The organism is Rheinheimera lutimaris (assembly GCF_013283795.1).
Classification (GTDB): Bacteria; Pseudomonadota; Gammaproteobacteria; order Enterobacterales; family Alteromonadaceae; genus Alishewanella; species Alishewanella lutimaris.
Genome location: NZ_JABSOD010000009.1, coordinates 122,410 through 134,358 on the forward strand (window position 1 = coordinate 122,410; position 11,949 = coordinate 134,358).

Sequence of the window (11,949 nt, forward strand, 5' to 3'; positions counted from 1 at the left end):
CCGAATTTAGTCGCCATCTGCCTGCAGCAGATGGCATAAGTTATAATCAGGTGCCGCAAAACGTGTTCTTAACAAGCTGCTGTGGCTCAGGCGGCAGGGCAAAATCAGCATTGGCGTCTGCCAGGCTATAAGGCGTCGCCAGTGCTTGCTGCAGGCGGTTAAACAGGGTTAAATCGGCGTGCTCAGTGGCTTGTTTAATTGCTTGTGCAACCAGATGGTTACGCGCAATAAGTGCCGGGTTAGTGCTGTCCATTTGCCGGCTTACCAGCGCCGGGTCAATGCCTTGTGCAGTAAGGCGTTGTTGCCATCTTGCTGCCCAGTCAGCCCAACCTTGCTTGTCGGCAAATAATACTGCCGCACCGGCGTTACTATCGCTTACCGAGCGGCTAAGTAAACGAAAGCTCTGGCTGAAGTCGGCTTTATTAGCGCTCATCAGATTAAGCAAGTCGCGGATCAACACTTCGTCGCTATCGGTTGCACTGGCAATACCAATTTTCGCCGCCATCAGGCGTAAAAATTCAGCTTCATTTAGCCCGTTAAAACCTTGCAGTGCTTCAGTGGCCAGCTCTACGGCCTGTTCCGGTTGCTCAGTCAGCAGCGGCAGCAGAGTTTCAGCAAAGCGCGCCAGGTTCCAGGCGGCAATACGTGGCTGGTTGCCCCATGCATAGCGGCCCTGGCTATCAATAAAGCTGTATACCTGCGCCGGATTAAAGGTATCCATAAAGGCGCAGGGGCCGTAGTCAATGGTTTCACCGGCGATACTCATATTGTCGGTGTTCATTACGCCATGAATAAAGCCCAGACTCATCCATTTGGCAATCAGCCCGGCTTGTCTGCTAACGACGGCATTTAGCAGTGCCAGATAAGGATTTTCGTCGTCAGCACAATCAGGGTAGTGACGCTTGATAACATAATCAGCAAAGATCTTCAGCTGCGCTGTATCGCCATGGGCAGCAATATACTGAAAGCTGCCGATACGAATATGGCTGGCCGCTACCCGTGTCAGCACTGCACCGGGTTCTGCGGTTTCACGCTGTACCCAGTCACCGGTTAATACTGCGGCCAGAGCGCGGGTAGTGGGTACGCCCAGCGCATGCATAGCTTCGCTGACTAAATACTCGCGCAGTACCGGCCCTAATGGCGCGCGGCCATCTCCGCGGCGGGAAAACGGTGTTTGGCCGGCACCTTTAAGCTGAATATCAAAACGGTTGTTGTCTGCGCTGATAACCTCTGCCAGCAATAAAGCACGGCCATCACCCAATTGCGGCACAAAGTGACCAAACTGATGGCCGGCATAAGCATGCGCCCGCGGTGTCGCCCAGTTTGGTAAAGCATTACCGCTAAATACCGCCAGGCCGTCGTCAGAATGCCAATACTGCTGTGGTAAGCGCAGCTCTGCTGCCAGTTCAGTATTAAATGCCAGCCACTGCGGCGCCGGCACCGGGGTTGGATTGCAAGGCACAGAAAAGGGCGCGCCCAAATCGGCCAGACTGTGTTGTACGGTAAAATTGCTCATATCAGCTGTTCGCATTGAAGGGTTATAGCGCTAGTGTACAGAGGGGCTGTTGCAGATACAAAAAAACGCGTACTTAGGTTCAGGAAAAGTTGTCAGCCGTTGCTACTAATGATACAAACATACTTAAATATTTTAATTGTAAAACATACATTTGCGTTGGAAAGTTTTGCAAAAGGCAGTCCAAAAGTTATTACTCGCGCTTTTGAGTAAACTCTACAATGGGTGATGAACTTATACCGATGTTTAGTAAAATGTTGAGCTTGTTAGCGGCGATAACAGCCCCACGGCTTGTTGGACAGGAAAACAGTCGGTAAAGAATACCAAATGTACCTAATTCGACCTTGATATTTGGGGCTTGTAAATGGATTTAAAAACACTTTTGAACAAGGCAGGGCTAAAGCCCGCTTTAGTAATTGGTAATGGCATCAATAGGTATAATTCAGACGATAAAAATAATTCTTGGGAGAAATTACTGATTCGACTTTGGAGTAAGCGGGTGGGTACCAAAGCTTTAGATATTCCAATAGGTATTTCACTGACCGAGTTTTACGATGCATTGGATTTAACTAGCGAAAAGCAAAGTAAGAGCTTGCAAGTCGAATTTTGTGAATTGATGGCTAAATGGCAAGTGAAGCCCCAACATAAGCTAATTGTAGAGTGGGCCTCTAAAAATAACGCTCCCATTTTGACTACCAACTTTGAAAGTACTCTTTCTGATGTATTCGATGCAAAAATCAAACATCTTGAACCTAAAAAGTTTACCGATTATTACCCTTGGGGAAGTTACTATTCGCCAAATATTGTAAAGAATATTTCTGATGACTTTGGTATTTGGCATATTAATGGCCTTCAGAAATATAGCCGAAGTATCAGGCTAGGTTTATCTCATTACATGGGGGCGGTCGAAAGAGCTCGCCCTTATTTGCACAGAGGCAATGACCGTTTATTCAAAACTGCAGACGTAAATAATTGGCTAGGTAAAAATACATGGTTAAATATTTTTTTTAAAAACGACCTAATTTTCTTTGGTCTGGCTTTAGATTCAGCCGAGATTTTTTTGCGTTGGTTATTGATCGAAAGAGCCAAGTTTTTCAAAAAACACCCACAGTGCAAGCGTGAAGGCTATTACTTTCATGTTGATAAACTACCACTTGGTCAGAAACTGTTTCTGGAAAGCATAGGCTTTAAAATTATTCAAGTAACTGACTATATTGAAATTTATGAGAATCCATGGCAGTAACGGTCGTATCGGCTGTCTTGTTTTTCATTCGTGATTTCCAGAAGTTTTATTTTTATAACGGATTAAATAATGACAATTCCCACTTACGACCAATTTATTGAACCCGTGCTTCGTTTTTTAGCTACTCGGCCTGAGGGTGCGCTTGCCCGTGAGGTATACGAAGCTGCGGCTGAGATAATGCAGTTAACAGACGATGAGCGTGCTGAGTTATTACCAAGCCAGGCACAGCAGGTTTATAAGAATCGCATAGGCTGGGCGCATGACCGTTTAAAGCGGGCTGGCTTGTCTAGCTCCGCCAGACGCGGAGTTTGGTGCTTAACGGATGAAGGTAAAATATTTGCCGCCAGTAACGTAGGTCCGTTATCGCAAGGGCAAGTTGCCGATCTTGCTTTTGGTTATATGGATGTGCGGTTAAAAGAAGCAACTTCAACCACTGAACCCGTGATTACTCCAACTAAAAACGATAGTTCAACGAAAACTTCAAGCCCAGAAGAACGCTTAGGTGCGGCCGTTAAAGAGATGCGCGAAAGCGTAGCCGCTGATTTATTGGAAACGCTTGCTAAGGTAAGCCCGACTTACTTTGAAACCATCGTTTTAGACTTGTTACATAAGATGGGATATGGCGCAAACCGTAATGACCTGCAGCGGGTAGGTGGCTCGGGTGATGGTGGTATTGATGGTGTGATCTCGTTAGATAAATTAGGCCTGGAGAAAGTATATGTGCAGGCAAAACGCTGGCAAAGCAGTGTTGGCAGGCCAGAAATCCAGGGCTTTTACGGTGCTTTAGCGGGGCAACGTGCGACTAAGGGCGTGTTTATTACCACTTCTGCTTACACCGCCCAAGCCATTGATTTTGCCAAATCAGTAGAGCGTATTGTGCTGGTAGACGGTATCAAACTGGCAGAGCTGATGATTGATCACGAAGTTGGTGTATCGACCCGCATTGTCAAAATCCCCAAGTTCGACAGCGACTATTTTGAAGATTAAGTGTTTGTTCTGAATGAAGGCAGTTTAGTCAATTGTATTAATTAAAACCAAAGTTAGCAAAGGAGTTGCTTTGTCAGTTCTCGGTATCAGCGACAAAACAAAAAATGTTTATATTGGCGATAGTGCTATTTACGGCAGGCCCATTGTCACAAATCAACTTGTCATTCCGATTAGCTTTCCTAGATTGGTTTCCAGTGTCTATAGATCGCTAGGGGAGTATCCGGGCCTAATTTTCCTTGAAGACATTTATGAGCCAGCGGCTGGGATAAAACGTGGCAGGGTGTTTTGTCTTCCAATTTCAAATAAAGATTGGATGCAGAGTGTTTTTGTTCGGCAAGTGGAATGGGCTGGAGTTGCTCCCGCAAAAGTCCAAGAGCAATATTTTTACCATTACCAGATCTACAACATGCATCACTACATTTCTGATACTAAAAGTAACCAAGCGATTCTTGGTAATGGTGAATATGCATCATTCTGGAAAGTGATTGCGGTCGAGCAGGTATTTGGCAGTGACGTTGTTGTAACACTTAAAAGCACTCGCTCGAACGGCGTTTTGCCAGTGCTATTATCTAATGATATTTCCGCAGAAGACTATCAGCGCCTTAGCATTACTCTCGATGAGGTGCAGACAGCGAACCGCAAAATAAGCCCATTTCATTTGGTGGAAAGCTGCCGCAGTGCCGCGGCCTGTGCGGTGGGTATTGCCATTAGCGACCCTGTGCCAGATTTAGGCAAAGCACTCAGTAAACTAGCAGCTTTGGCGCCGCAAAATACAATAAGTCAATACACCGGTAATATAATCGCTCGCTTACATTCACGCGCTAAACCCAATGCCCAGGCGCAACACGGCACTCGCGATTTAACGGAAGAAGATGCGCAAACAGCGCTGCATTCCTTGTCATTATTGCTCGTCGAACTTGGCCTTGCCAAATATTGATAGACAAACATTATGATCTTAAAAGACAAAACACAAACCAGTTCGTCCTCACTCAAACTCGATGCTGGCATTAAGCAAGAGCATGACGTGGCGTTTTACTTGCGCCGTGCTTACAAGAACAGTGACAACGTAATGGTGCTGAATGATCTGCGAATTGAGCATGACGGCGAAAGCGCCCAGATAGACCACCTTATTGTGTATACCTACGGCTTTATTGTAGTGGAGTCGAAAAGCATACGCGGCGAAGTGAAGGTAAACGAATACGGTGAGTGGAGCCGCAGTTATAAAGGGCTGTGGAGTGGTGTGCCATCGCCGATTAAACAGGCTGAGCTGCAACTTAAACTACTGAAACAGTACCTGTGTGCCAATACTGAAAAAGTCATCGGTAAATTCTTAGGTATTCAGCAAGGGCTTGGTGCACGTTGCTACGATGTGTTTTGCGCTATCTCCAGCGATGCAATTATCGATCGCTCCAAAGCACCAAAAGACATAGCCACAAAACTGGTGAAATCGGAGTTTGTCACAGATGCGCTGGATAAGAAGATGAACTTTATTAAGTTCTATAATCTGGCTGCCAAAATAGCGGACACGCGTCCAACCTTTAATCAGGATGAGCTGCTATGTATCTGCAATTTTCTACTGGGAGACATTCAGCAACAGAATGTTGTAAATGAAGCTCAGGCAGTATGGGCAGCCCCAGCCACACTGATGACTAACACAGCCGCTGGCTCCGTTCAACCAACACCACAAGCCGCCGTAATTACAAAGCCGCCGACAAAAGCTGTTGCAGTGGATGCCGTTGCTGCGCAGTGCAAACACTGCGGCCAATGCTCAGGCTTAACAGCGCAGTCCGGCCGTTATGGCTATTATGTGCAATGCGGCAGTTGTGGGGGTAATACGCCATTGAAGAGACCATGCCCGGCGTGTAACAGCCTGAATACCAAAGTGAGCAGAGCAAAAGCAGTTTATCGTCTTAACTGCGCAGATTGTTCGACAATAGCTACAGTTGAGTTCAATAGCAATTAGACTGTTGTGTTGACAATAGCTATACGCAGGCCTAGGATCTGTGTAGCTATTGTATTTACATAAAGGGTTTTGTCATGCGTGATGCCGCCATTAATTTACGTGCCTTGCCGGAGCAGCGTGATCTTATTGATCAGGCCGCTAAAGTGCTGGGCAAAAACCGTTCTGACTTTATGTTAGAAGCCGCTTGTGAACGGGCACAAAGCATAATGCTGGATCAACTGCATTTTGCCCTGGATCAGACCAGGTTTAACCAGTTTGTCGCTTTGCTTGATGAACAACCGCAACACAATGCCGGGTTGGAACGTTTGCAGGCAGTGCAGGCTCCCTGGCATAAAGCATGAGTTTTGACCTTGTTGCACCACAGCCGTTAACTGTAAACCACCTGCTTGATAGCTTTAGCTGTGGCGAGACTGAATTAGACAACTGGCTGAAAAAACGGGCAATGGCTAATCAGCTACGCGGTGCCAGCCGCACCTTTGTGGTTACCGACAGGCAAAATACCGTGTTGGGTTATTATGCGTTGGCAGCAGGTGCAGTGGCTTTACAAGCTGCCACTGCTAACGTGCGCAGAAATATGCCTGACCCGGTGCCGGTGTTAGTGCTGGCGCGCTTAGCGGTCGACCGCCGTGCTCAGGGCATTAAGCTGGGGGCAGGGTTGTTGCAAGATGCCGTACAAAGGGCGGTAAATGTGTCGCAAAACACCGGTGTAAGGGCTTTGTTGGTGCATGCGCTGAATGCTCGGGCAAAACAGTTTTATCAGTACTATGGTTTTGCAGAGTCACCACTAAACCCGTTAGTACTTATGCTGCGTTTAACCAGCACAAAACCTTGATCTATTGTTAAAAACGAACCGACGACTTTCAGGTTGTTGAATGTCAGACACAAAAAAACCAGCTAAATGCTTGCTTAAATATTGGTTGCTGGAGCTCTGATCTTTGTGAAGAGCGAACCGACGACTTTCGGGTTGTTGAATTTCAGACACAAAAAAACTTACGTAAAGTAGGTTTAAATGTTGATTGCTGGAGCCCTGATCTTTGTGAAGAGCGAACCGACGAATTTCGGGTGTTGAATAACAGGCACAAAAAAACCGACTATTAAGTCGGCCTTAGTGTTGGTTGCGGGAGCCCTGATCTTTATGAAGAGTGAACCGACGACCTTCGGGTTGTTGAATTTCAGACACAAAAAAACCAGCTAAATGCTGGTTAAGATGTTGGTTGCGGGAGCCGGATTTGAACCGACGACCTTCGGGTTATGAGCCCGACGAGCTACCAGGCTGCTCCATCCCGCGTCCGTGAATTATCCCCGAGCAGTAGAGATAATTTATTGATTTGCAATGCGTTAACTAAGTGCTTCAATTATAAGAAGTGCTAAGTTGGTTGCGGGAGCCGGATTTGAACCGACGACCTTCGGGTTATGAGCCCGACGAGCTACCAGGCTGCTCCATCCCGCGTCCGTGAATTATCCCCGAGCAGTAGAGATAATTTATTGATTTGCAATGCGTTAACTAAGTGCTTCAATTATAAGAAGTGCTAAGTTGGTTGCGGGAGCCGGATTTGAACCGACGACCTTCGGGTGATGAGCCCGACGAGCTACCAGGCTGCTCCATCCCGCGTCCGTGACTTATCCCCGAGCAGTAGAGATAATTGATTGATTTGCAATGCGTTAACTAAGTGCTTCAATTATACGAAGTGCTAAGTTGGTTGCGGGAGCCGGATTTGAACCGACGACCTTCGGGTGATGAGCCCGACGAGCTACCAGGCTGCTCCATCCCGCGTCCGTCATTGCGGGGCGCATCTTAGTGTTTTTAACAAAGCCATGCAAGCCCTTATCTGCTTTTATTTTTAAGATGCTGCTTAACTGCTGCTTTGTTAAGCAAAGCGCTGTTTTAAGCGGCAATTTGGCGCTATTGCAAAAACTCAAACGGTTAAATGCGACATTCTGCTATACTAAGCGCCATTTTTGACAGGGGTTTGGGTAGCATGCTGGAATTCTGGGCGTTAACGTCTAAAGGGGTAGAGGAACTGCTGGCGGAGGAAATTCGCGGGCAGGGTGGCGAGATAGTAAAAGTTACTATGGGCGTAGTGCGCTTTAAAGCCGAATTACGCACCGGCTACCAATTATGTTTGTGGTCGCGTTTGGCTACCCGTATCTTGCGTTTAATACAATCTGAGCCGGTTACCGCCGAAAGCGATATTTATCAGGTGGCGCAAAAGATTGATTGGCCGCAGCAAATGTCACTGCGCAATACACTGGCGGTAGATTGTGTTGGCAAACACCCGAAAATCGACAACACCCAGTTTGGTGCTATCCGTTTAAAAGACGCCATTGTTGATCAATTCCGTGAAGAAACCGGTAACAGGCCCGACGTTGACCGTATGGATCCGGATGTACGCTTCCAGGTGCGGTTGGATAAAAACCATTTCCACTTTTTACAAGACTTTTCCGGTCCGTCTTTGCACCAACGCGGCTATCGTGCCGGCCAGGGCGAAGCACCGTTAAAGGAACACTTAGCGGCAGCGCTGTTAAAGCGCTCCGGCTGGCAGGCAGAGCAGCCACTGTTTGACCCGTTTTGCGGTAGCGGCACTATAGTGCTGGAAGCAGCATTGATCGCGCTGAATAAAGCGCCTGGCTTAAGCCGCGAAAAGTTCGCCTTTGAGGGCTGGCCAGGCCATCGTGACGCTGTTTGGCAGCAATTAAAGCAAGAGGCTAAAGCAGCTGAGCGCACTATACCGGCTACTGTGCAGTTTTGGGGCTCTGATTTTGATGAGCGTAATTTAGCCAAAGCCAGGCAAAATGCTGCCCGTGCCGGTGTTGCCGCTTATGTGCACTTCGAATATGCCGATGCAACAGCTTTAAAAGCGCCGGTAAGCTCTACTGCAGGCGTTATTGTTACCAACCCGCCGTATGGCGAGCGCTTGGGCGATTTACCCTCATTAATACCGCTGTACAGTAAGTTTTCCTTAGCGTTAAAGCAGCACTATCAGGGTTGGCGTTTGGCTATTATTACCTCAAACACCGATTTACTGCGTGCACTGCGTTTATCAAAAAGCAAAAGCTATAAATTTACCAACGGCCCGCTGGATTGTGATTTCACCTTGTTTGATTTAACTGAAAAACAGGTGGCGGTAAGCTCTGATGCGCCGGCGCTGTTTTTCAGTGAAAGCAGCTCTTTTGGCAACCGCTTGGCGAAGAATGTAAAACAGCTGCAAAAATGGGCAAAAAAAGAAGGCATAAGCTGCTACCGCTTATATGATGCCGATATTCCGGAATATAACGTGGCGGTAGATTGGTATGACGGTGAAGTGGTGGTGCATGAATATGCAGCGCCAGCCACGGTTGATGAGCAGGTATCACAAAAACGCTTGTTTGATGTGGTAAACCAGGTGCCGCAGGTATTGGGCATCAGCTCTGATAAAATGATTTTAAAAGTGCGTGAAAAGCAAAAAGGCACGTCGCAGTATCAGGCGCTGAACAAAGCAGGCCAATATAAAGAAGTAAGCGAATACGGCGCGAAGTTTTTAGTTAACCTGCGCGATTACCTTGATACCGGTTTGTTTTTAGACCATCGCATTACACGCAGAATGATCCAGCAACAAGCCAAAGCTAAAACCGTATTAAACCTGTTTGCTTATACCGGCAGTGCCTCGGTGCATGCTGCTATTGGCGGTGCCGCCAGTGTTACTACGGTAGATATGTCTAACACCTATTTAGACTGGGCTAAACGCAACTTCACTGTTAATGGCTTAACCGGCAAGCAATATCAGTTTGAACAAGCAGACTGCCTGCAGTGGCTTAGCCGCTGTCGTGCGCAGTTTGATTTGATTTTTGTTGACCCGCCAACCTTTTCCAACTCGAAACGGATGCAGGACAGCTGGGATGTGCAGCGCGACCACGTAAACTTGTTAAATATGCTCACGCCGCGGCTGGTGCCGGGTGGCAAAGTGATTTTCTCTAACAACAAACGTCGCTTTAAAATTGATACTCAGGCGCTTAACGATGCCGGCTGGCAGGTAAAAGATATCTCGGCGGCTACTTTGCCGGAAGATTATAAGCGTAACCCGAATATTCACGTCTGTTTTGAGTTAACACGTTAACAGTATGCAGCAGACGTTAACGTTATACAGTACCTGGGGCTGTCATCTGTGTGAGCAGGCTGAGCAGTTGCTGCAGCAAGCCGGGCTGGAAGGGCAGTTTCAGGTTACCGATATTGTCGATGACGAGCAGGCATTTGCGCGCTACCGCTTAATGATCCCGGTGTTACGCCGGGGAGATAACGAATTGTGCTGGCCCTTTGATGCGGACCGGCTTGCAACATGGCTTAAGGATGTAAAGTAGTGGAATTATTACGTTTTCAGCAGGCGTGTTTAGCCTTTGGTACGCACCCGATTTTGGATCACGTCGATTTTAGCTTGTTTAGCGGTGAGCGCGTGTGTCTGGTAGGGCGCAACGGCGCCGGCAAATCGTCGTTTTTGAAATTGCTGACCGGTCAGCAAAACTTGGATGATGGCCAGATAGTGGTGAATACCGGCGTGGTGCTGAGCCGACTGGAACAAGATCCACCGGCCAAAATGGATGTGAAAATTGCCGACTTTATCCGTGAAGGCGCCGGTGATTTAGCGCAAATTGCACAGCAGTTTTATACCTTGTCAGAAAATTTAGACGGCGCCTCAGATGCCGATTATCGCTTGTTTGAGCAGTTACAAAGTGAAATGGATACCCGCGATGGTTGGGGGCTGGATTCCCGCGTAGCTGATTTGTGCCAGCAGTTTGACATGAACCCCGATGCCAGTTTAGCCACCTTATCCGGCGGCTGGTTACGTAAAGCCGCCCTGGCGCGGGCTTTAGCCGCCAGACCGGATATTTTATTACTCGATGAGCCAACCAACCATTTGGATGTGGCAGCTATCCAGTGGCTGGAGCAATTTTTACTGAATTTCTCCGGTGCCATTATCTTTATCTCACACGACCGTGCCTTTATCCGTGCTTTGGCTACCCGCATTATTGATCTCGACCGCGGCCAGTTAACCTCGCACCCGGGCAATTATCAGGAATACCTGGATCGTAAACAAAAAATGCTCGAAGACGAACAGCAGCACAATGCACTGTTTGACAAAAAACTGGCCGAAGAGGAAGTGTGGATCCGTCAGGGCATTAAAGCCAGGCGTACCCGTAACGAAGGTCGTGTAAGAGCACTGAAAGCGCTGCGCCGCGAACGCGCTGAGCGGGTCGAAACTTTAGGCAAAGTAGACTTTAATATTGAGCAAGCGGACCGCTCCGGTAAGCTGGTATTTGAAACCAAAGCCATCAGCTGCAGTTTTAATGGTAAAACTGTAATAGACAAGCTTGATTTGCTGGTAATGCGTGGTGATCGTATTGCTCTGGTTGGCCCTAACGGGGTGGGTAAATCAACGCTGATTAAGCTGTTATTGGGTGACTATAAACACGATAGCGGCGAGATAAAGCGCGGTACTAATATTGAGGTGGCTTATTTTGACCAGCACCGTATCTCCCTCGATTTAGAGGCTACAGTGCAGGACAACGTCTCTGAAGGTAAGCAGGAGATCATGCAAAACGGTAAAAGCCGGCATGTGCTCAGCTACCTGCAAGATTTTTTATTTCCACCGGCACGGGCCCGTACTCCGGTAAAAGCTTTATCCGGTGGTGAAAAAAACCGTTTATTGCTGGCCAAATTATTTGCCAGACCAAGTAACTTGTTGATCCTCGATGAGCCAACCAACGACTTAGATGTTGAAACACTGGAGTTGCTGGAAGATATTTTACAGCAATATCAAGGCACAGTGTTATTGGTTAGCCATGACCGCGAGTTTGTTAATAACACCGTTACCAGTTCGCTACTGTTTGCCGGAGCCGGCCGTATTATTGATATAGCCGGTGGCTATGACGACGTTATTGCTTACCAGCAACGCATGCAAGCACCTGCTACCACAGCACAAAAAGTGACAAAAGCATCACAGGCTGTAACAGAAGAAATACCACCACAGGCTTCTGTTGCCGGTACTAAGAAGTTATCATACAAAGAACAACGTGAACTGGAACAACTGCCCGCTTTGCTGGAACAGCTTGAAACTGAACTGGAAGCCTTGCAGAGCAAAGTGAATGATGCCGAGTTCTTTAAGCAGAGTGCTGAGCAAACGCAAGCCACGTTGAACCAATTACAACAGACCGAGTCGAAGCTGGCGCAAGCGTATGCACGCTGGGAAGAATTAGACGCATAAGAATCGT

At 47.5% G+C, this 11,949-nt stretch carries 10 protein-coding genes and 4 tRNA genes; 9 read left to right on the forward strand and 5 right to left on the reverse strand.

What is annotated here, in order from left to right; translation table 11 throughout:
• Positions 1-46: 46 nt before the first annotated feature.
• Positions 47-1,516: a protein adenylyltransferase SelO gene (locus HRH59_RS11090; protein ID WP_173501330.1), complete on the reverse strand. Its 1,470-nt coding sequence runs from the start codon at positions 1,514-1,516 to the stop codon at positions 47-49.
• A gap of 361 nt (positions 1,517-1,877) precedes the next feature.
• Here HRH59_RS11090 and HRH59_RS11095 point away from each other — a divergent pair, with 361 nt between their 5' ends.
• From HRH59_RS11095 to HRH59_RS11120, 6 genes are all read left to right on the forward strand, one after another.
• Positions 1,878-2,756, forward strand: coding sequence for a hypothetical protein (locus HRH59_RS11095; protein WP_173501331.1), 879 nt, complete (start codon positions 1,878-1,880; stop codon positions 2,754-2,756).
• Positions 2,757-2,825: 69 nt separating this feature from the next.
• Positions 2,826-3,743 carry a restriction endonuclease gene (locus tag HRH59_RS11100; protein WP_173501332.1) on the forward strand — a complete coding sequence of 306 codons (918 nt, stop codon included), beginning with the start codon at positions 2,826-2,828 and terminating at the stop codon, positions 3,741-3,743.
• Between the two features lie 70 nt (positions 3,744-3,813).
• Entirely contained in the window at positions 3,814-4,680 is an 867-nt protein-coding gene (locus tag HRH59_RS11105; protein WP_173501333.1) for a hypothetical protein, read from the forward strand.
• Between the two features lie 12 nt (positions 4,681-4,692).
• Positions 4,693-5,706, forward strand: coding sequence for a nuclease-related domain-containing protein (locus HRH59_RS11110; RefSeq protein ID WP_173501334.1), 1,014 nt, complete (start codon positions 4,693-4,695; stop codon positions 5,704-5,706).
• 74 nt (positions 5,707-5,780) lie between these two features.
• Entirely contained in the window at positions 5,781-6,047 is a 267-nt protein-coding gene (locus tag HRH59_RS11115) for a type II toxin-antitoxin system TacA family antitoxin (protein WP_173501335.1), read from the forward strand.
• Positions 6,044-6,538, forward strand: a complete 495-nt coding sequence (locus HRH59_RS11120) for a GNAT family N-acetyltransferase (protein WP_173501336.1) — start codon at positions 6,044-6,046, stop codon at positions 6,536-6,538. Before HRH59_RS11115 ends, HRH59_RS11120 begins: the two co-directional genes overlap by 4 nt.
• A 379-nt stretch (positions 6,539-6,917) precedes the next feature.
• On the opposite strand, the gene HRH59_RS11125 is transcribed toward HRH59_RS11120, so the two are convergent.
• From HRH59_RS11125 to HRH59_RS11140, 4 genes are all read right to left on the reverse strand, one after another.
• Positions 6,918-6,994 (reverse strand) — tRNA-Met (locus HRH59_RS11125).
• An 85-nt stretch (positions 6,995-7,079) separates the two neighbouring features.
• Positions 7,080-7,156, reverse strand: a tRNA-Met gene (locus tag HRH59_RS11130).
• A gap of 85 nt (positions 7,157-7,241) precedes the next feature.
• Positions 7,242-7,318, reverse strand: a tRNA-Met gene (locus HRH59_RS11135).
• 85 nt (positions 7,319-7,403) lie between these two features.
• Positions 7,404-7,480: transfer RNA gene (locus HRH59_RS11140), tRNA-Met, on the reverse strand.
• Between the two features lie 205 nt (positions 7,481-7,685).
• On the opposite strand from HRH59_RS11140, the gene rlmKL reads away from it, so the two are divergent.
• The 3 genes from rlmKL to uup are packed head-to-tail and all read left to right on the forward strand — an operon-like array spanning position 7,686 to position 11,942.
• The gene (gene rlmKL / locus HRH59_RS11145) at positions 7,686-9,800 is read left to right on the forward strand and encodes a bifunctional 23S rRNA (guanine(2069)-N(7))-methyltransferase RlmK/23S rRNA (guanine(2445)-N(2))-methyltransferase RlmL (RefSeq protein ID WP_173501337.1); all 2,115 of its coding nucleotides are present in this window, start codon (positions 7,686-7,688) and stop codon (positions 9,798-9,800) included.
• Positions 9,801-9,804: 4 nt separating this feature from the next.
• On the forward strand, positions 9,805-10,041 hold the full coding sequence (locus HRH59_RS11150; RefSeq protein ID WP_173501338.1) for a glutaredoxin family protein: 237 nt from the start codon (positions 9,805-9,807) through the stop codon (positions 10,039-10,041).
• Positions 10,041-11,942, forward strand: coding sequence for an ATP-binding cassette ATPase Uup (gene uup, locus HRH59_RS11155; protein WP_173501339.1), 1,902 nt, complete (start codon positions 10,041-10,043; stop codon positions 11,940-11,942). The genes HRH59_RS11150 and uup overlap by 1 nt, the downstream gene beginning before the upstream one ends.
• Positions 11,943-11,949: the final 7 nt, after the last annotated feature.

Coding starts and splice junctions, on each gene's coding strand:
- HRH59_RS11090 (WP_173501330.1), bottom strand. CDS start 1,516: ATGAGCAATTTTACCGTACAACACAGTCTGGCCGATTTGGGCGCGCCC.
- HRH59_RS11095 (WP_173501331.1), top strand. CDS start 1,878: ATGGATTTAAAAACACTTTTGAACAAGGCAGGGCTAAAGCCCGCTTTA.
- HRH59_RS11100 (WP_173501332.1), top strand. CDS start 2,826: ATGACAATTCCCACTTACGACCAATTTATTGAACCCGTGCTTCGTTTT.
- HRH59_RS11110 (WP_173501334.1), top strand. CDS start 4,693: ATGATCTTAAAAGACAAAACACAAACCAGTTCGTCCTCACTCAAACTC.
- HRH59_RS11115 (WP_173501335.1), top strand. CDS start 5,781: ATGCGTGATGCCGCCATTAATTTACGTGCCTTGCCGGAGCAGCGTGAT.
- HRH59_RS11120 (WP_173501336.1), top strand. CDS start 6,044: ATGAGTTTTGACCTTGTTGCACCACAGCCGTTAACTGTAAACCACCTG.
- rlmKL (WP_173501337.1), top strand. CDS start 7,686: ATGCTGGAATTCTGGGCGTTAACGTCTAAAGGGGTAGAGGAACTGCTG.
- HRH59_RS11150 (WP_173501338.1), top strand. CDS start 9,805: ATGCAGCAGACGTTAACGTTATACAGTACCTGGGGCTGTCATCTGTGT.